19 protein-coding genes and 1 pseudogene are annotated in these 19,484 nt (G+C 48.8%); 7 read left to right on the forward strand and 13 right to left on the reverse strand.

Annotated features, from left to right (window positions below; translation table 11 throughout):
- Positions 1-74: 74 nt before the first annotated feature.
- Together ACUVOF_RS02745 and ACUVOF_RS02750 are read right to left on the reverse strand one after the other, a co-directional pair.
- Positions 75-992 carry a nucleotidyl transferase AbiEii/AbiGii toxin family protein gene (locus tag ACUVOF_RS02745; protein ID WP_447042909.1) on the reverse strand — a complete coding sequence of 306 codons (918 nt, stop codon included), beginning with the start codon at positions 990-992 and terminating at the stop codon, positions 75-77.
- Positions 982-1,803 carry a type IV toxin-antitoxin system AbiEi family antitoxin domain-containing protein gene (locus ACUVOF_RS02750; protein WP_447042910.1) on the reverse strand — a complete coding sequence of 274 codons (822 nt, stop codon included), beginning with the start codon at positions 1,801-1,803 and terminating at the stop codon, positions 982-984. Before ACUVOF_RS02750 ends, ACUVOF_RS02745 begins: the two co-directional genes overlap by 11 nt.
- A 305-nt stretch (positions 1,804-2,108) precedes the next feature.
- Here ACUVOF_RS02750 and ACUVOF_RS02755 point away from each other — a divergent pair, with 305 nt between their 5' ends.
- Positions 2,109-2,483 (forward strand): GFA family protein, encoded by a 375-nt coding sequence (locus tag ACUVOF_RS02755; RefSeq protein WP_447042911.1) that lies wholly within the window; start codon positions 2,109-2,111, stop codon positions 2,481-2,483.
- A gap of 40 nt (positions 2,484-2,523) precedes the next feature.
- Here the strand turns inward: ACUVOF_RS02755 and ACUVOF_RS02760 are convergent, their stop codons facing one another.
- Both ACUVOF_RS02760 and ACUVOF_RS02765 read right to left on the reverse strand, forming a co-directional pair.
- The gene (locus ACUVOF_RS02760; protein WP_447042912.1) at positions 2,524-2,664 is read right to left on the reverse strand and encodes a hypothetical protein; all 141 of its coding nucleotides are present in this window, start codon (positions 2,662-2,664) and stop codon (positions 2,524-2,526) included.
- Positions 2,665-2,701: 37 nt separating this feature from the next.
- Complete coding sequence (locus ACUVOF_RS02765) at positions 2,702-3,640, reverse strand: aromatic alcohol reductase (RefSeq protein ID WP_447042913.1); 939 nt, start codon at positions 3,638-3,640, stop codon at positions 2,702-2,704.
- Between the two features lie 359 nt (positions 3,641-3,999).
- Between ACUVOF_RS02765 and ACUVOF_RS02770 the strand changes: the two genes are divergently transcribed.
- Both ACUVOF_RS02770 and ACUVOF_RS02775 read left to right on the forward strand, forming a co-directional pair.
- The gene (locus ACUVOF_RS02770) at positions 4,000-4,848 is read left to right on the forward strand and encodes an aldo/keto reductase (protein ID WP_447042914.1); all 849 of its coding nucleotides are present in this window, start codon (positions 4,000-4,002) and stop codon (positions 4,846-4,848) included.
- A 52-nt stretch (positions 4,849-4,900) separates the two neighbouring features.
- Positions 4,901-5,827 carry a LysR family transcriptional regulator gene (locus ACUVOF_RS02775; protein ID WP_447042915.1) on the forward strand — a complete coding sequence of 309 codons (927 nt, stop codon included), beginning with the start codon at positions 4,901-4,903 and terminating at the stop codon, positions 5,825-5,827.
- 256 nt (positions 5,828-6,083) lie between these two features.
- Here ACUVOF_RS02775 and ACUVOF_RS02780 read toward each other — a convergent pair whose 3' ends face one another.
- The 3 genes from ACUVOF_RS02780 to ACUVOF_RS02790 all read right to left on the reverse strand — a co-directional run bounded on the left by ACUVOF_RS02780 (position 6,084) and on the right by ACUVOF_RS02790 (position 8,691).
- Entirely contained in the window at positions 6,084-6,767 is a 684-nt protein-coding gene (locus ACUVOF_RS02780; RefSeq protein WP_447042916.1) for an AbiEi antitoxin N-terminal domain-containing protein, read from the reverse strand.
- Positions 6,768-7,132: 365 nt separating this feature from the next.
- On the reverse strand, positions 7,133-8,083 hold the full coding sequence (locus ACUVOF_RS02785) for an Rpn family recombination-promoting nuclease/putative transposase (protein ID WP_447042917.1): 951 nt from the start codon (positions 8,081-8,083) through the stop codon (positions 7,133-7,135).
- 290 nt (positions 8,084-8,373) lie between these two features.
- A complete protein-coding gene (locus tag ACUVOF_RS02790; RefSeq protein WP_447042918.1) occupies positions 8,374-8,691 on the reverse strand; it encodes a hypothetical protein in 318 nt (105 codons plus the stop codon).
- Between the two features lie 180 nt (positions 8,692-8,871).
- Between ACUVOF_RS02790 and ACUVOF_RS02795 the strand changes: the two genes are divergently transcribed.
- Complete coding sequence (locus ACUVOF_RS02795) at positions 8,872-9,792, forward strand: LysR substrate-binding domain-containing protein (protein ID WP_447042919.1); 921 nt, start codon at positions 8,872-8,874, stop codon at positions 9,790-9,792.
- A 7-nt stretch (positions 9,793-9,799) separates the two neighbouring features.
- On the opposite strand, the gene ACUVOF_RS02800 is transcribed toward ACUVOF_RS02795, so the two are convergent.
- The 3 genes from ACUVOF_RS02800 to ACUVOF_RS02810 form a co-directional block, all read right to left on the reverse strand.
- Positions 9,800-11,215 (reverse strand): YfcC family protein, encoded by a 1,416-nt coding sequence (locus ACUVOF_RS02800; RefSeq protein WP_447042920.1) that lies wholly within the window; start codon positions 11,213-11,215, stop codon positions 9,800-9,802.
- A gap of 54 nt (positions 11,216-11,269) precedes the next feature.
- Positions 11,270-12,451 carry a M24 family metallopeptidase gene (locus ACUVOF_RS02805; protein ID WP_447042921.1) on the reverse strand — a complete coding sequence of 394 codons (1,182 nt, stop codon included), beginning with the start codon at positions 12,449-12,451 and terminating at the stop codon, positions 11,270-11,272.
- A gap of 326 nt (positions 12,452-12,777) precedes the next feature.
- The gene (locus ACUVOF_RS02810) at positions 12,778-13,686 is read right to left on the reverse strand and encodes a LysR substrate-binding domain-containing protein (protein WP_447042922.1); all 909 of its coding nucleotides are present in this window, start codon (positions 13,684-13,686) and stop codon (positions 12,778-12,780) included.
- 93 nt (positions 13,687-13,779) lie between these two features.
- On the opposite strand from ACUVOF_RS02810, the gene ACUVOF_RS02815 reads away from it, so the two are divergent.
- The 3 genes and pseudogenes from ACUVOF_RS02815 to ACUVOF_RS02825 form a co-directional block, all read left to right on the forward strand.
- Positions 13,780-14,700: a DMT family transporter gene (locus ACUVOF_RS02815; protein ID WP_447042923.1), complete on the forward strand. Its 921-nt coding sequence runs from the start codon at positions 13,780-13,782 to the stop codon at positions 14,698-14,700.
- A 284-nt stretch (positions 14,701-14,984) separates the two neighbouring features.
- Positions 14,985-16,105 (forward strand): IS3 family transposase gene (locus ACUVOF_RS02820; RefSeq protein ID WP_447042924.1). Its coding sequence is split into 2 segments (ribosomal slippage): positions 14,985-15,243 and positions 15,243-16,105, totalling 1,122 coding nucleotides; the frame shifts between segments, so codons are not numbered across the junction.
- 17 nt (positions 16,106-16,122) lie between these two features.
- A pseudogene (locus ACUVOF_RS02825) lies at positions 16,123-16,392 on the forward strand (integrase core domain-containing protein); the annotation flags it as partial.
- Positions 16,393-16,512: 120 nt separating this feature from the next.
- On the opposite strand, the gene ACUVOF_RS02830 reads toward ACUVOF_RS02825, so the two are convergent.
- From ACUVOF_RS02830 to ACUVOF_RS02840, 3 genes are all read right to left on the reverse strand, one after another.
- Complete coding sequence (locus tag ACUVOF_RS02830) at positions 16,513-17,640, reverse strand: PcfJ domain-containing protein (protein ID WP_447042925.1); 1,128 nt, start codon at positions 17,638-17,640, stop codon at positions 16,513-16,515.
- 4 nt (positions 17,641-17,644) lie between these two features.
- Complete coding sequence (locus tag ACUVOF_RS02835; protein ID WP_447042926.1) at positions 17,645-17,980, reverse strand: hypothetical protein; 336 nt, start codon at positions 17,978-17,980, stop codon at positions 17,645-17,647.
- A protein-coding gene (locus tag ACUVOF_RS02840; protein WP_447042927.1) for an IS3 family transposase occupies positions 17,973-19,117 on the reverse strand; the annotation gives its coding sequence in 2 pieces (ribosomal slippage) (positions 17,973-18,880 and positions 18,880-19,117; 1,146 coding nt in all). The genes ACUVOF_RS02835 and ACUVOF_RS02840 overlap by 8 nt, the downstream gene beginning before the upstream one ends.
- Positions 19,118-19,484 lie beyond the last annotated feature (367 nt).

Here is a 19,484-nt window from a genome sequence, read left to right on the forward strand (position 1 = left end):
AAACATTCCATGGCATCAACAAGTCTTAGCCTGGAAGAACGCAAAAACAACACAATGGCACCACTTTAGCCTCCCTACCCTAGCAATACTTCCAGCTCATGACGTTGTTCAGCATGTTTGGCGGCATTTTCGTTTTTCAGTTTTTCCAGATTGATAAGCTTCCAGCGTACGGCAGGCAGATCCGCCGCCTGTGGGCGATCAATGGCATCAAAATCGGGCGTACCTTCATGCAGGCTCATTAGGAATCGCTTGGTGTTCTCATCGAAGCGGGAATGAATATCTGCAATCAAACGTTTACGTGTGTGCAAGAGTTCTTCGAGGCTGACGGGAGCTCTAGTCATGCCCTCGAACTCTTGGGTATAAGGCTGATCAAGGTCGATTAGATTTGGATTCAGCAGCTCATGCGCGGGGCGTGACGAACTCGCAATATAGATCAGAAAGGTTCGGAATAGATCGTCCGTTAGACCCTCGTTAGCATAGAGTAGCTTCACATCGTAAAGGTCGCGCGGATGCTGGCGGTCAAGGGCTGCGTGCAACTTGCCGCCAAATAGATCTTCGAAGGAGACGATCTGCATGTCTGCATAACCGAACTCATCCTCAACAGCTTCGGAAACAGTCAGCGTTTCAGGATCATGAACAACGCCGCGTGTGACCGGCGAGGTTTCGATCTTGATCTCGACGCCGTTCATGCGAGCAAGAAGACGAGTAGCGCCACCACCGCCACCCTTTATGCGCTGTGTTTTGGCACCATCGATACCGCTTTCAATGGCCACTGCAATGCGATCCATCGTGTCGTTGATTTCGGAAAGGCTGTTATTCCTATCTTTCACCGGAAGGTAGGTCAGGTCGATATCGACCGACAGACGCGGAAGGTCACGATAGAACAGATTTATCGCTGTGCCTCCCTTCAGCGCGAATACATCTTCCTTAGCCACATGCGGAAGAATGCGCACAAGGAGTGCGACCTGCGCTTCATAGGTTTCACGCGCCATCGTTGGTCTCCGCCTTTACAAACGCTTCCGGCACCATAATCCGATAGCGCGGATGTATCTTGCCACCTCTGATCAGTGCACGGTCGCCACTACCAAGATTGAACTCTGCTGGGTCAAGGCGCTTGCGCCAAGGGTGATGGTGGCGATCCGCAAAGACAAAGAACAGCCGCTTGACCTTGATCTTCTTGCAACTATGCAGCAACGCTGAAAGTATTTTCGGCCGCAGTGTAGTCAAACTCTCGAATACCATATCAAGGTTATGAAAACTCTCATGATCGGGCAATTCGTCCATGGCTTCCATGATCGCCCGTTCAGGTGCCGACATTTTGAGCGTCCAGTCCCATGGCAGCGTGTCTTCGTCGTTGATGTTGTTTCTGGCAAGCCCAAGTGACGGGTCAGCGAACAGTGAGGTGTTGCGGGTCACGATGGGTGCGTTTAGTGGCAGCTTGCTGAGCCAGTTGGGTGTGGCGTTGCCATATACCCAGACAGGCGCACTGCTACCCAGCCGCAGATAGTGATCATAGCCCTGTTGGGCAAGTGCCGTTGTACCGCCCACGTGGATGTCATAGCGCATAATATGCTGCATGGAGAGCAGGCAGGTTTTCCAATCGATTGTGGCCGACGTTGTTGCATTCGGCGCGGGGCGCCGGAAGACGCCGCGGTTAACGCGCTCCAGCCAGCCGTTATCGACGTATTTGCGAGCAAGGAAACGGCTGACACCGTGGCATTCAAGCCATGCGGTGTCGACCATGAATCCTGAAGGCATAGCTTCAAGAACTTTCTTTAGCTTTTCTTCTTTAAGTGTACTCATAGTTCACAAATTAGCACTTAACTAAATAATCTTCCATGAGACTCTTTAATAATATTAAATTTTGTGTACTTTTAGCTCACAAAGCATCTATCTTTTAAAGAACCAGGGGAAGGCGATTTACCAGCTTAAGGCCCGCGCCTGCTTGTAGTCGCGATACGACTGGATTCCGGGAGCACAGGGAAAATCCGACTCCTGCAACAGCTCGATTTATGTCAGTTTGCTGGCACAAATACATACGATACGGCAGCAAGACAAAACCAAAAGTGCCACCTACTTTGAATGTATGATTCTTCTGGAGATTGCCAATGGAACAACTCAAAGGTGGCTGTCTATGCGGTAAGATCCGAATCGTGGCCAATGGCGAGCCGCTTCGAGTAGGTATTTGCCACTGCATGGATTGCCGCAAGCATCACGGGGCGCTTTTCTATGCAGCGGCGGATTACCCCAAGCAAGCTGTAACTATCAAAGGCGAACCGCACAGTTATCAGGGGCGCTACTTCTGCCCGGTATGTGGCTCTTCGGTTTTTTCAGTTAGCGAGGAAGAAATCGAACTACACCTTGGCGCTCTTGATGCTCCGAATCAACTGAAACCGACGTATGAGCTTTGGAACATCCGCCGTGAACATTGGCTGCCGTCATTTCCTGACGTAGAGCGCTATGATCGGGATCGGGAAGTTTGAGCAGGTTCAAGGGCTGCTGTTTAGGTCAGAAGGCAATCGATCAGCACTTAACTTCAAGACGCAGCTTAGCCACTTCATCTAACGCCAAGCCTGTCGCTTCAGCAATCTGCTCATCACTAAGCACTCCCAGCTTGAGCAGAATACGGGCTGTTTTCTCAATGTATAGATTTTGGTAATACATTGGGGATCGCCAATATTAAATTAGCGAGGTAAGGAAGTTATGAGTGTGTACCGTCTAAGTGACGACGTAGCCATGCCTTTACATTAACGGTCTCGATGCCCTTTTTATGATTATAAGTTTCCGATTTTTCCCACCACATGCCGGAGCCAAGGGCGAATGCGGCACGGTAACGTAGCATGACATCATCCGGGGAAAGAGTGAGTTGGCGATTAAGCTCATCAAGGGATAACTCGATACGCTTCACAGGCTTGCCTGTTTCCTCCTCGACAATGGCGGCCAGTTGGCCGTAAGAAAGCGTATCGCCTGCGACAAAGACCACTTCGTTGGTGATGCGAGGTTCCTCAAGATATATCTCGGTCGTCAGGCGACCAATATCCTTGGGTGTCGTGACCGTCACACGCGTATCCCAGCTTCCGAGTGCTCGTACGGTATTGGTCTCAAGGTCGACCACCCCAAAAGCAGGCTCGAACAAAAAGCTCGTAAACATCCCTGTTGAGACAATCACCCATTCCGTTTTTTGCTGTGAGCGTAGTAGCTTTCTAACTTCATATTGCTCGTCGAATACAGGCTGGCCGCTACCTTTTCCAACGATGTCGTAATCGACCCCGAACTGCCATGGGAAGTATCGTGAGACACCTGCCTTTAGGACTGCGTGCGTAATTCTTGTCTGAGTGCCAGACCCCGCCACGAACCCCGTACAGCAGATAACCGTATGAAATTCAGAAAACAATGCGGCCAAGTTAGCTTCAGTTCCATCAGACAAGTCGAAGGGAATGATCTCGACACCAAGCATCTCAAGCTCATCAGTGCTGTTCTTTTTGTACACATCCGAGGATGTGGTGAAACCAGGTTCAACCAAGACGCAGACAGCATCAGAGCTAACCCTGGAGACCATATTTCTGATTACTTGCATACCAAGCTGGCCAGCGCCAAGAATAAGCACTTTTCCAACATCGCGATTTTCAGTAACGGGCATGTGTATCACCTAGACATTATTCAATTGAGGTATCGTTGTCATTCAAGGTTCAGCAACGTTTATGCATGGATCCAACGTTTGGCGGTAGATGTCGGCTAACTACAAAGCTAGAAAGCAAACCATCGGTTGATTGCTGCCTGAAACAACGCTTATTCAGGCTAGATGCGGAGGGATGAATTGTTAATGGCTATCGTTGGAAAAGATAATTCTAAATATTCAAATAGTGTGTTCGTTAAACTTATTGGCATTTTTCGAAAAGCTTTTTGCTTTTAATGGAATTAAAAGCAGTTAAGTGAACGTCTACTATGTGGTTAATGTTTTATTGATAATTTTTTATTGCTTAGAGTAGCCCCATACCCATGACTTATTCTCCAACAGCACAAGTAGACTCACGAATCCCGGCCTTGGGCTATGGCTTGTGGCAGGTACCGGCGGAAACGAGCGCCGAACTGGTCAGCCGAGCCCTGCAGACCGGCTACCGACTGATTGATACAGCAGAGGCTTATTACAATGAAGAAGAGGTTGGCGAAGGGATTCGCGCCAGCGGGGTAGCGCGCGAAGAGCTCTTTGTGAACACTAAAGTATGGAATACGCATCACGGCTACACTCAAACCCTCCAAGCCTTTGATGCCAGCCAGCGACAACTCGACCTTGATAGGATCGACATGTATCTAATGCATTGGCCTTCACGAATTCGTGATACCTATGTGGAAACATGGCAGGCAATGATCCGCCTGCGTGAAGAGGGGCGAGTCGGCGCCATCGGCGTTTGTAACTTCTCGATTGGGCAACTACAGCGCCTGCTGAGGGAAACGGGAGTGAAGCCGGTGCTCAATCAGGTTGAATTGCATCCTCACTTCCAGCAGAAGGAACTGAGAGAATTTCACCGCGAACAAGGCATCATGACCCAGTCCTGGAGCCCATTGGGCTTGTGGCCGCAGAAACCGTATCGTCGCCCATCGCCGCTACAAGCTCCGCAGATACTCGAACTTGCAGAACGGTATGGAAAGACGCCTGCTCAGATCATACTGCGTTGGCATCTCGATAGTGGCCTGGCAGCTATCTCGAAATCCGTGCAGCCTGAGCGTATTGTGGAAAACTTTCAGCTATTCGACTTTGCCCTGACGCCGGAAGAGATGGGGTTGTTAGCCGCGTTGGATCGTCCTGATGGCCGCCTAGGGCCAGACCCAGAGACGGCCAATTTTTGAACAAACGCAGCGTTCGTTATGCCGCCTACTCGGACATTAGAAAGGACACAACATGGATCGACTGCAAGCCATGCAGATATTTGCCCGAGTGGTTGAGATGCACGGCTTCAGTAAAGCCGCAGAGTACCTGTCCATCCCTCCCTCTACGGTTACTCGCGCCATCAAGGAACTGGAGAATTTCCTTGGTGTGAAACTGCTCCAGCGTACCACGCGGCACTTGAACCTGACCCCAGATGGCAGCCTTTACTACGAGCAATGTCGTCGTTTGCTAGCAGAACTGGAAGCTGTCGAAGCCAGTTTCCCTGGTAGGGCCGGACGAGCCAAAGGCAAGCTACGCGTCGGCATGACAGCCTCAATGGCCCGCTTATTCGTATTGCCTGCCATCAAGACGTTTCAGGCTCGTTATCCCGATATAGAATTGACGCTGACGGTGAATGACCGAACGGTGGAGCTGGTTCCGGAGGGTATCGATTGCGTCATTCGCGCCGGAGTACCTCAAGATTCTCCCACCTTGGTAGCGCGTCGTATTGCGAGCTTTGAATGGGTAATATGCGCCTCACCTGAGTACGTGAAAGAGCATGGCGAGCCGCACTCATTGGAAGATTTGAAGCACCACCATGCTGTCGGCTTTCTACCCGAGCATCAAGGGCGATCAATGGATTGGTGCTTCGTGGTCAATGACGAAGAGCGCGTCGTACGGATGGCCGAGAGCCTGATCGTCAACGACACTGACAGCTATATCGCCTGTGGTCTGGAAGGCTTAGGCTTGATACGTGCGGCAAGTTATATGGTGCTCCCGCACCTAAAAAGTGGGCAATTACAACGAGTACTGGGCCACAGCCAAGCACCCGCCGTGCCCATATCGATTATGTATCCACAGAACCGCCATTTATCGCCCACCGTGCGAACATTCGTGGATTGGGTCATTGAACGCATACAACTTGCCGAGCCACAGTGGCAAGTGAGCACCATCAATTAAAGGTTGGCTGTGCTGGTCATAATACATGTGCTCAACCCCTACCCGCTGCAAATAGCGTTTAAGCCAGCGGGTAATACTTTTGCAATACCAGATGCGGATCTCTAAGTGAGGTGGATCAGCGACTGAGAGCGCAGTGCTAATACTATTAAAATTAAGACCCTCAATGTAATTACTTAGGCCAAAGCCGTGTCAACGCTTGTTCTAATTGAAGCCTCTCTGCCCGGCGCTTATTCTCGAAACGCTTGCAGTGTAGCGTTTATCCCAAGTGCTCATCCAAGTCCCTCGGTAACGTGATCTGATAAGTCAGGTGTAGACGACCACCGGGCACCAGAACGCGTTTACCGCTGCCGAGATCCACCCCATCTAACGAGATTCGTTTTAGCCATGCATGCTGGTATCGATCCGCCAAGGCGAGAAACAGTCGCTTAGCCTTGATGCTGCTGCAATGGCGCATCAACGCCGTCACGCACCTTGGGCTCAATGTTGCCAAACTTTGCATAAGCGTATCCGCAGTGAAATCCGGCAACGGGCAGTCAAAGGGAGGCTTGCCGCAGAACTCAAATCGATCAGGCATAGCCAACTGGCTAAGCCAACCAGGCGGCCGAGTAGACCAGTAAAGCGTTACCGTGGCAGCTTCGCCGAGCCGCAAGTAGTGTTCATACCCTTGCATTGCCAACGCGAAGCGCCCGCCAACGTATAACGCCAAGCCCTCCCGCTCCTGCAAGCTCCGTAGTACGCCCTGCCACTTCAGCCGCCCTCCCTTTCTCAGATAGACGCCACGTGCCGGAGACACCAGCCAACCGCTGGAGACATAGCGCGCCACAAGGCTTCTCGAATAGCCATGCGCCTGCAGCCAGCGGCTGGAGACTAAATCAGAGTCTCCCAGGCTGGCTAGCAAGTGGTTTAATTTTGATGGTTTTTGTTCATTCATAGTGAACATAAGACGGTTTTCAAAAACTCTGTCTAGTGAATGCGAAGTTTACCGAAAAGGTTTTTTGATCACTATGAGTGAGCCTATTGGCTATATCCTGAACACGCCTCAAAAGTAGCTTACCCACGAGATTCAGCGAGTGCCGTTTAGGCCCAAAGACAATCAGGTTGTAGTCACACCAGCTTGTTTGCTAAGCGCGCACTACTGATTCACGTCAAACAGCTATTCATTACTAAATATGAACCATTGCATCAGGTTCTTTTATGGCATGGGAAATGTCTGCCATCCTCAGCGCCCAAATACAGAAAGGGCAGTCAATTAGACTGCCCTTTCATGCTATGCGTGAAGCGGGAATACGGAAATGAAAGCAAGGATCAGCGCTTACCCTCAATGCGCAGCTTAGCCACTTCATCTAACGCCAAGCCGGTCGCTTCAGCAATTTGCTCGTCACTAAGTACACCCAGCTTGAGCAGATTACGAGCTGTTTTCTCAATACCTAGCTTCTCACCTTTCTCAATACCCAGCTTTTCGCCTTCCTGGCGTTCTTGCTGTGCCCAATTTTCTAAATTTTCTGCCAACATGTCTTTGTCCTCTACCAAACTGTTGAGCTGATTGAGGTCAACCTCAGCCCCGAGCCGCTGCAGGTGGCGTTTAAGCCAGCGGGTAATAATCTTGTCGATACGCTCTTTGTGAGGATCAGCCTGAATAATTGCCACAATCCGATCCACTGCTTGCTGCAGCCCCTGGCGATTTGTGGAAGCCTTCTCGATACTGAACACCCCGCTTAACGGCGACTGTACCAAGCCTAACTGTTCATCAGTATAGCGCCCTTCATCGACCAAGTAATAACGCATCCGTGGTTGATAGACCTGTAGGAGACCCGGCGGTTCCGGCATGATCATGTCATAGAGATCTAACGATGCCGTCCAGCGATCCGAGCCGTTATAAAGCACCACCGGAAACACCGGCGGCAAGCCCTGGCCGGGCGTGATGACCTTCTTCTTGAGCAACTCACTGTAGAAGCAAGCGGCGTAGTGCATCAGCCGAACCGGCATGGTGCGATCTACCGAGGACTGAAACTCCAACAAGATGTACAGGTACACCTCTTGGGTTGCCCCCTGCCAGTTAACGTTGACTGACCACACCACATCCTCAATTTTTTCTTCGAACAACGGCGTAATATAATGGCCGCCATGGCTTTTCAGAGTAGAAAAGTCCATTAACTGAGCAATCTCAGCGGGGGCAAAGCCTTCGATAAGTTGCTGAACAAACTCAGGGTAACTGAACAGCTCTTTGTAGCCGGTATCGTGGTGATTATTGACCATGGAGACCTCTGACAATCGATCCAAGCCAGAATAGCATGCTCAGCTAGCCGTAAAACATTCACACGATGTGAAGCAGAAGCATGATGAACGCCCTGCCCGCTATCTGGTTAACCGCGGGCGGAGATAAACCGAAAAAAGCGCGGAGGAGTAGTGGCACCAAAACGGGCCTGCTATTTGGATTAGGCGCGGGCTTAGGGGTTGCCTTGCAGCTTCACTTCCTTGGCCAAGTGCCCAACCACGCTGTTTTTTACGGCATAGCACTCTGCATGATCAGCGGCGCCGTATGTTGTTTACCATTTTATCAACACACCCCCAGCACGAAAGCGCTTTCCACTCTTCGCAATAATAGCAGGCGGTATCAGCGCTCTAGGGCTAACGCTGTATGCACTTTCGCAGGAAGGACAGCTTGGCATCGTGATTGTGTTCATGTACTCACTGATACTGGTCGTATTTGGTCCGCTGGTGCGCAGGCAAAGCATCAGCGACACATCTGCCGTGGGAATAGCGCTATCACTTCCGGCACCGATGTTGATTTTGGCGGGGAGTGGTGGCAAAAGGTCCTCACTGACGATATGTATAGCAACATTCAGCATAGGCAATAACGCCATGTTATTGGCTCACATTATGAGTTCTGCAATAAGCCAAAGCTGCATGATTACCTACCCATAGTCATTATCTTTTTACTTCACTATGAGGAGAAAGCATTTCTTAGACTATAATAAAACCTGTACTCAAAGCAGTAAAGTAGCACTTAGTCCTGCATGAAAACTTAAAAATGAAGAGACAGCATGGAATTAAGACATTTAAGATATTACATCGTGGTTGCTGAGCAACTTCACTTTGGCCGGGCCGCTAAATTACTCAATATATCTCAACCGCCATTGAGCAATCAGATTAAACACCTTGAGGAAGAAATAGGCGTTCAGCTGCTCATCCGAAACAATAAAGAAGTCCGAATCACGCCAGCTGGTCAGCATTTTCTGGGAGCAGCCAGAAACTGCATTACGACATTAGATAAGGAAATAGCATTTACACAAAGGATTGCGCAGGGAAAAGAAGGATCTATTTCAATAGGTTTTAGCGGCACTATGTCATTTCACTTAATCCCTTCCATCGTGAAAGATTTCAAAAGAAGTCATCCAGGAATCGATATACGTTTACAACAACTGACCACGCATAACCAAGTTGTTGGGTTAATTCATGGGACTATCGATGTAGGATTTCTCGTTGCCCCCGTGCTAGATAAGCGAATTAACAATATCACGATACTGGAAGAGAATTTTGTAGCTTGTTTGCCTAAGAGCCATCCGTTGGCTACCTGCAGCCAAGTCATTGATGTCAGTAAACTGTGTGATGAAAACTGGGTAATGACTCCTCGCGAAGCAGGCCATGGGTACCATGATGCAATAATGTCACTGTGCACAGAACATGGCTTCATCCCCAATGTCATTCAAACGGCTCAAGAGCAACAGACGCTGGTGGCACTAGTAGCTGCCGAAATGGGCGTTACGCTTCTACCCCATTCCGCTACCTACATAAAGAACGACCATGTGGTATATAAAGAAATCAATTCAGACGTCAAAAAGATTAGTGCCATGGCTTGGAACTCCAACTTACTGACTGATACAGCACGTTTCTTTATTCAGTATATTGAAGAAAAAATTCATGAAGGCACGATCGAGGATCCGACCGTGCCTGACCACCCTTAGCCGACTTTTAGAAAGGGCCCAGATTGATGGCAACCGCAATACTTAGCGCGACTGCCCCAATGGCCATCCAGATTAATAGCAAAGGCATAACAAACTTAAGCCACTTGACCCAAGGCACCCCGCCAATTGCAATGCTGGCCATTAAAATGCCGGAAGTAGGCGTAATAATATTGGTAAAGCCGTCACCAAAATTATAAGCCAGCACGGCCACTTGCCTGGTCAAACCGATGGTATCGGCTAATGGAGCCATCACGGGCACAACAATCGCTGCCTGACCGCTAGCAGAACTGATGATTAGATTGAACGCTAAATTGAAGCCGTACATGCCTAGTGCCGCCAAAACGTTTGGCAGCGGCTGGAGCATCACAGCTATTGAGTTAACGATGGTGTCCAAAACGTAAGCATTTTCGAGTACCACAACGATTGCCCTGGCCAGGCCTACAATTAATGCGGCGTAGAGCATTCCCTGAGCACCTTTGATGAACAGGTTCACATACTGATTTGCCGGAACCTTTTCAATAACTGCCGTTCCCAGGCTTATCACCAGAAACAGCGCGGCCATTTCATGAAGCCCCCAGCCTAAGTTAAAAACTCCCACTACGTAACCGATCATGCAGATTGAGAAGTATCCCAGTATCACCTGGTGCTTACGAGTAAACTCTTCGGGGATTGTATTGGCGTTTTCCACTTTAGTTGGAAAAGGAACCGAGCCCAGTACAGATTTACTTTGATCCTTTGAAATTTTAGAAATGTAATGGCAAAGATATGCAATCGTGGACGCTAAAATACATAGGTAAACAAGAAAGCGGAACCATAAACCACTAAAAATGGGCAGCCCGGCAATCTCTTGGCCAAATCCAGTGGTAATAGGATCCAAGCCGCCAATCGTATAGCCTGCATAAGCCCCAAGATAAATAATCGCGACGCCTGCTACCGCATCCAGCTTAAAGGCTCTAGCGATAATGATGCCAATAGGAATAAATGCAATAACGGCGGTTTGCAATGCCCCAATAAACCCAGCAGCGGAAAAGGCGATAGCAACCACTACTATCAACGCATACTTTTTATTCTGCGTTTTTTTAATCAGCTTCATGATGCCGGCTTGAATGGCCCCCGTATGGTCCAAGATGGCGAACGAACCTCCAATGGTCAACACGAGAAAGATAATGCTGGCAGAATCAATTAAACCAGATTGTATAGAAAGGAAAAAATCGTAGAGCGTTGTCGGGCTAGCAGGCATCAATGTATAGCTGTCTGGTACAACCATTGAAGCGCCGCTTTCTGTTGTACGCTCAAAACTACCTGCCGGAATAAACCACGTCGCAATTGACGCGAAAATCAACATAGCAAATAGAATGACATACGAGTCCGGTATGCCTTTTTTATTTTTAAGCACTGAGGTACTGGGTTCTATTTTTTTCATTTTGACCTCCCTAAAAACTATAAGGGCAAGGCAATGGCCTTACCCTGTTATTTGTTAACCGATAATTAGTGACTCAAAATCTCTTGGGAAATAAGTGATCATCTCCATGCCATTTTCGGTTATCACAATGGTGTCGGAGTGCCGAAAAGCCCCTAGGCCATCCACATACAGCCCAGGCTCAACGGAAAAGACCATGCCGGGTTCTAGAATCGTGTGGTCACCAAGATCGAAGAACGGCGCTTCATGATTCAAAAGTCCTATGTTGTGGCCGGTGTGATGCTTAACGTATGGCGTTAAGTCGTTGTCTTTGAAGTAGCGCTGCACCTCTTCCTCCACTCTGGATGCAGGAATGCCCGGCTTGATATTTCTGAAAGCAACTTCCTGTGCCTCATACATATGCTTGAAGAATATTTCTTGAGTTTTTGATGCTTCTTCAATGAACATCGTGCGTTCAAGTTCACTCTTATAGCCCCACACATCGCAGGCCGCTTGTGAGACAACGTTATAGCCTTTCTTAAACTGAGCATTCTGGTTTTGAGAATGAGGAAAAGCGGAGTGTGGGCCGACTTGTCCGCGATAGAACGCATGCGCTGGAGAGCCGTAGGGTCGGTACCCAGCGCCTAGCGTTTCAAACATCGCTTTGGTCGCTTCTTGGGTAGCACGGCTTTCCGCTTCCATTTCCCGTCCGCCCGCGTGGGTATACTTAGCCAGCAGGTTATGGGCCAAATTCCCCCACCGCGCGGACTCTTTGATCAGCTCGATTTCAGCAGGAGATTTAATATAGCGCTGCACTTCGATAATTCCTTTTATCGACACCTTTTTAGCAAACGAAATAAGGGAAGTAATTGCCGGGCCCGCATAGCCTTTTGCAGAACCATACCCTTCAGCATCAACCCCAACACTCAAAGACCCAAAGTTATGTTCCTGAAGTATCTTTTTGAGATACTTCATCGGATGTGTGATACCTGGATACTCAGGATAATCATACGTACTACTTATAACAGCGTATTCCTGAGCATGCTCAACTTCCATACGAGGTACGAATAAGCTAAAAGTCCCCTGGGCATCGACAATCAATGCAATAGGCCTTTCTGAAGGACGGAAATTAAATCCTGTAAGATAAAAAATATCAGTAACACTGAAAAGTAGCGCTGCATCGCACTGCTTATCTTTTAAGTTAGTTAAAAACTTTTTCTGCCTAGCTTTAATTTCTGAAACAGAAATTTCTAAAATCATGTGGTAAGCTCCTGGTAAGTCACTATAGGAAGCTACCAGCGCCTTTAAGCAGGGGTAAAATACTATATAAATGTTGTTTGATATTTTATAAGTATCATTGTTTCTGTGCCGAATCACGGCTTCCAGCGCGAGCTCACTAGAAAACACAGAACTGACCCAGCAACGGTGGAGTAGCCCAACGGGCATAGCTAGGTTCTCGATGGTTTTAGTTCAGATATGCAGAACACTCCTCAACCATAGTTTCCTTCCCAAAACAATTTTGACTCCTGCTTCACCACTACCATATAGAGTCCTATTCATCGGCAACTAACTTAAGTCGTCTCTAGTCAATCATCACCCAACACCTCACGCAGCCAGCCCAATAACGCTTCGCTGCCTGGGCGTTGAGGGGCGCCCTGGCGTGTGTATAGGGCGATGGCATCGTGCTGGGGCAAGCTCTCTGCCACCGGGCGGATCAGTTCGCTATTTTCAATTAAGCGTTGCGTTGTCCGCCGCCACCCCAGTGCGATACCGTGCCCCGCAACAGCCGCTTGCAGTAGCAGCGGATAGCTGTCGAAAACAGCACTCTCAGCTAATTGGATATCAAAGTGCCCCATGGCTCGAAACCAGTCATCCCACTCCAGCCAATCCGGCGGTTCCGCGTGGTGGTGCAATAGCCGATGGTTAAGTAACGTATTGAGGCTCAGCGGCGTGGCGGCCCCTTTCAGGTAAGCTGGGCTGCAGACGGGAAATATCTCGTCCTCGGCGGTAAACACCAATCGATGGCTGCCGCTGGGTCGTCCGTTGGTTTGCAGTGCAATGTCGAAGCTGCCACTAAATTCGGTAATCGGCCGTGTCGACGTCGCCAGTTGAATCTCAATCTCAGGGTAGCGCCGGTTAAAGTCAGCCAGCTGTGGCATCAGCCAATAGAACGCTTCGCATAACTGGCAGAACAGCACGACGCGATTATCATCCGGGTCGCCACGCAGCCCCTGAGCCCCCGTAGCAATACTTTCCAGCGCCTGGGATACCGTACGGCCAAACTCGCGCCCCTCGCGGGTAAGAAACACACTGCGGTTACGGCGCTCGAAAAGCATCACGCCAAGATCTTCCTCCAGCGCACGGATCTGTCGGCTGATAGCCGCCTGGGTCAGGTGGAGCTCATCCGCCGCGCGCGAAAAACTCTCAAGCCTGGCGGCAGCCTCGAAGGGGCGCAGCGTCGCCAGCGGTGGAAGAGACTTGATGAAGTTATCCATAATCTGAGCTCATGCATCGTAACGCAGAAGTCGTTTGAAGCACTGCTAGCGGCAGCGGCATTCTAGAGCGGAATTCATATCTGGAACGCTGCAATGAAGTCTCCCCCTGAACACGAAGATAATATCCTACAGGGCATAAGCCTTATCGTGGGGGCTGTCTTTCTGCTGGCGTTGACCGATGCTCTGGTTAAGTATCTAAGTGCCAGTATGTCGCTATGGCAACTCTATGTCATCGGGTCATCAGTATCGCTGCCGATACTGTTAGGGTTAATCATTGGCCATTCAGGCCCCCGCCCCAAGGTAAAATCACGCCGCTGGGTGGCGATAAGAAGCCTGCTTCTATTGCTGATGTGGATAGCCTATTACGCAGCTCTACCGTTGATTCCGCTTTCGGTGGCGGCGGTCGCCATTTACACCACGCCGCTGTTTATTGCCGTGCTGGCTGCTTTTGGGGCAGGCGAGCATCTTTCACGCCAGGCGTGGCTGGGCATCCTCTGCGGTTTCCTGGGCGTGGTGGTGGTGTTGCGCCCTGGCGGCGACACCTTCACACCTGCCACACTGCTACCCGTACTTGCCGCTCTCTTTTATGCGCTAGCAATGCTGGTCACTCGCCACCACTGCCAAAGAGAGCACCCCTTACTTCTGACCCTGGCATTAAATCTAGCCTTCCTGGCAGCAGGCACTCTCTTCAGCGTGCTGGTGGCAATCAACAGCACAGCAACACTTTCTGAGCGCGCGCCTTTCCTGTTCGACGGTTGGCAACCGCTAGATGCCACAGCGTTATTGATCGTGGGCGCCTACGCCTTACTGCTGATCATTGTGAATACCGGGGTGGCAAGGGCTTATCAAATTGCCCCTTCGGCGTTGATCGGCACCTTTGATTACGCCTACCTTGTCTTTACCAGCCTTTGGGGCTACCTGCTATTCAGCGAAGTGCCCGATGCCATGACTTGGCTGGGTATGGGCATGATTTTAATGGCGGGGGTGATGGTGTTACGGCAACAGCGTATTTAAACCTGCAAAAAGAATTGCATCGTCAGTCGGTCATTGCATCCACACAGAACTTGATAGGAGCACAGTAGACATACTATTCAGACCCTAAAAATTTGATCATTTTAGTGCCAATTTCGTCCGGTGGTTCCTCTAGAAATTCTATTATTAAAAAATTGACAAAAAACCAATTTAAATTAAATATAAAAAAACCTTGGAGATCATTATATGCCTGATGAGCCGACGTCACCCCCTGATTGAGTAGCGCTACACTTTAGAGTCCGATCCTATGGGTAAGGAGATTGGACATGAAGAAGCGTTTTAGCGAAGAACAGATCATCGGCTTCCTGGGCGAAGCCGAAGCGGGACTGCCCATTAAGGAACTATGCCGTCGGCACGGTTTCTCTGAAGCCAGCTACTATCTATGGCGCAGCAAGTTTGGCGGCATGAGCGTGCCCGATGCCAAGCGACTCAAAGAACTCGAAGCCGAGAATGTACGCTTGAAGAAGCTGCTCGCTGAGTCGCTATTGGAGATGGAGGTCACTCGCGAGGCGCTGAGAAAAAAGTGGTGAGTGCCCCTGCACGCCGAGACGTAGTGCGCTTTATGGTGTCACGTGGCCTGAGTGAGCGCCGAGCGCTCCGCGTCATCCGTATGAGTGCCAGTGCATTGCGCTATCAATCGGCTCCTGACCGCAATGAGGCATTGCGTGAACGCATTGTTGCCTTGGCCCATCGGCATCGTCGCTATGGCGCTGGCATGATCTACCTGAAGCTGCGTCAAGCCGGTGAGCAGGTCAATCATAAACGCGTCGAACGCCTCTACGCGGCGGCTCGTTTGCAGGTAAAACGCCGCAAGCGCAAGAAGGTTCCCACGTCTGAGCGGAAGCCATTGGGTCGCCCTTGTGCCGCCAATCAGGTCTGGTCAATGGATTTTGTGTTTGACCGTACGGCGGAAGGTCGCGTGATAAAGAACCTCACCGTTGTCGACGACGCTACCCATGAAGCGGTGGCTATCGTACCTGAACGTGCCATTGGCGGACTGTCGTTAACACGGATTCTGGATCATCTGGCTTTACAACGTGGCCTACCTAGCGCCATCCGTACGGATAATGGAAAGGAATTTTGTGGGCGCGCCATGCTGTTGTGGGCGCATCTACATGGCGTTGCCCTGTTTTTAATCGAACCTGGAAAACCCAATCAAAACGCCTACATCGAATCGTTCAATGGTCGCTTTCGAGATGAATGTCTGAATGAGCATTGGTTCACCAGCCTTCATCACGCCAAGGTTGTCATCGAAACATGGCGGCGGGAGTACAACGAAGAAAGACCGAAGAAGAGTCTTGGTGGGCTGACTCCTTCAGCCTATGCCGAGCAACTGGTGGTAAAACACGATAAAGTAACTTCAGACTCTAAACCCGGCTGCTACTGAGGATGGGGTGACGTCGTGGCGTTGCCCTGTTTTTAATCGAACCTGGAAAACCCAATCAAAACGCCTACATCGAATCGTTCAATGGTCGCTTTCGAGATGAATGTCTGAATGAGCATTGGTTCACCAGCCTTCATCACGCCAAGGTTGTCATCGAAACATGGCGGCGGGAGTACAACGAAGAAAGACCGAAGAAGAGTCTTGGTGGGCTGACTCCTTCAGCCTATGCCGAGCAACTGGTGGTAAAACACGATAAAGTAACTTCAGACTCTAAACCCGGCTGCTACTGAGGATGGGGTGACGTCGGCCACGTGGGCTCGTTAAGATGTGTCAGTTACTCATGACATCCTCCTGATGACTGCACTATAACCTGTGCACCTCCAAAGGGTGTCACTTCAGATCAGGATATATCAATCAAAACGGCTCACCCATCTTCTAACATAATCAAGCGTTTCTTTGGCAACATCCTTATTACCTCTAGCCTTTATTTCACTTATAGAGTATTTTTTATCAATCTTCTTCAACTCTAAAGTTGCCCTTTCAGGATAAAGGACAGAAAACAAAACTGAAACTCCAGCATTCGCTTTTTCCACATACGTAGCAGCACAGTGCTGCATCAATCGAGCCTCTTTAATCAACTCATTGGCCGATGATATCCATATTATATTATCGTTCTTCGGGAGGTAACATTCAGGGAAAAGCAAATCTGGCTCGTAAAACTCTCTTGACTTATTTAACTTAACAACCCATACATCATGAAGTCTTTTAAGATCAGCTTCTTTCTCACACTTCACAACTAAGCTTTCTGCATTTTTAAAATTTAAAGACTTGCCCAAACTCACAGTATCTTCTGCAAGTTTGTATAAGTCACTTATTGCCCGAAGACTCCGACATAGACCCACCCTATTCCTCTCAAAAAAATCTTTCAAAAACAGGGCCCCAGAAACCAATTCACGCTTATCGCTTACATATATAGCTTGTATAGGGATATTATCCCAGTGCCTGAATCTTCCGATTAGCTCAGGCTTAACCAAAGCACCTTTAACAACATCTAGCTCAAATCTGTCACCGTCAATCAATAATATTTTTCTCAAAAAATTCACAGCTCCAGGAGCAGCTTCGCCTGCGACCAACTTAACTATATTTTGGCGCTTCATGCCCAAAAATCTTACAATATCGCTATTTTTCGTATCAAAATAACAAAGAAAATCAACAAGAAGCCAAAGTAGAACTTTATTGGAAAAAAGCATCTGTAAGGCTCTATGACTGGTCATACATGATTTTATAAGCCCCACCTGCATCACTTTAAAAGCTAACAACTCTCTTTTAACAGCGGACTCTAAAGCAGCAAAATCATTATATAAATTGAAACCAAAACCGCTACTGCCATCCTCATAAAAAACCATAACTCCCGGATCAAAGAAGGAATATTCCTCTCCATGAGATCTTCCTCTAACTAACACATCATTATCAGAAAAATCAATAGAAAAACTAACTTCCAAATGAGGAGAATAATCTACTACTATCTTCCCAGACATATAATCACCTACACCCTTCAATAGCTTCTCTAAGTTTTGATATTAGCTCATTTAACTCTCTTTCTTGATCAACTGTAAAAACAGTTGAAAAATTATCTCTCGTGATTTCTAGCTCTAATAATCTTGACTTAGCCAAAACCATACTAACCTCATTGAGGTTATCAACTGCCTCTCTACCATCTTTAGCAAGTTTTCCTAACTCGATCTCAACAAACCCTAGTTTCGCTTTTCCTGATTCTCCACTAACCAATCTATCAACGATTTTCAAAATCGCCTGCCTCAATAGAAAAACTGAGATAACTACTACAGCAGGCTGAATCGCCCCGGATATTCTAGACACCCATTAGGCTCTTAAAGTAACGCCGTTCAAACTCAACCGGTGACAAGTTATCACTTGTGCCGTGCCGGCGCTTTGGGTTGTAAAACATTTCGATATAATTGAACACGTCGCGTCTAGCCGCTTCCCGTGTCGAATAAATCTGTCGCTTGATCCGCTCTCGCTTGAGGAGTTGAAAAAAACTCTCAGCAACGGCGTTATCATGACAGTTACCACGCCTACTCATGCTGCCCACCAAGTGATTGGCTTTCAGAAAGCTTTGCCAGTCTCCACTGCTAAACTGGCTTCCTTGATCCGAATGCACCATCACCATTCCTTGTGGCTTGCGTCGCCAGACTGCTGATACCAAAGCATCCAGTACCAACTCCGTGGTCATGCGAGACTTCATCGACCAGCCAACCACTTGACGAGAAAACAGGTCAATAACCACCGCTAAGTAAAGCCAGCCTTCGTAAGTGCGGATGTACGTGATGTCCGTCACCCAAGCAACATTTGGCATTGTTACTTCAAACTGACGGTCTAAATGGTTAGGGGATACAACAGCCGGTTTTCCACCGCCAGGGCGTCGTCGATAGCCCGTCTGAGAGCGTAAACCTTCCCTACTCATAAGACGCGCCACACGGTGCTTCCCGCAAGCTTCGCCAGCTTCACGCAAGTCCTGGTAGACCTTGCGATAGCCATAAACACCGCCGCTTTCAAGCCAGGAGTGCTTGATCAATCCCAGCAGGCGCTCATCTTCTCGAGCCCGATTAGAGAGCGCTTTTTTACACCATGCGTAGTAACCGCTGGGATGCACTGCCATCATCTGACACAAGCGACGTACCGAATATTGGCTCGCATAATTTTGAATAAACGCGTACCTCAGTCGGACTCCCTGGCGAAGTACGCGGTGGCCTTTTTTAATATGTCTCGCTCTTCTGATACGCGTTTGAGTTCGGCCTTCAAACGACGGTTTTCAGCTTGGAGATCATCATCTTCTTGCCGTTGTTCTACCGGCTTATCGTAGCGCTTGATCCAGTTGTACAGGCTGTGACCTGACACGCCTAGCCGCTCAGCGACCTCGGCCACGCGATGGCCGCGCTCTACCACCTGTTTGACGGCTTCGATTTTGAATTCTTCAGTGTAGCGGGGATGGCTCATGGTTCCTCCTAGATACCTTTAGTATAAGGCCTGGAGGTGTCTACGAACCCTGGGGCGATTCAGGCCATGAAAATAAAACCTTCAAAACCCTTTCAACAACCTCAAGAAAATCAGAAACCGTCATCATCAAAACTCATATAAAATTATCTTCTAAAACTTAAGCCTAGCCCAACTCAAGCTCACTAATTATAAATCACAAATTGAAAAACCTCACCCCTCCCTTCTTTATGAAAACGCTTTCTTTTAGAACAGTTAGAAACCATGCTTATCAAATTTATTATTCAACTAGAAAGCAACTAAAGCGTAAAAATCCAAAAATCGAGTAGAAAACAAACTTTTCTATTCCCCGATTCACTGACACACCTGC

The sequence above is a fragment of the Vreelandella sp. H-I2 genome, from assembly GCF_052959335.1.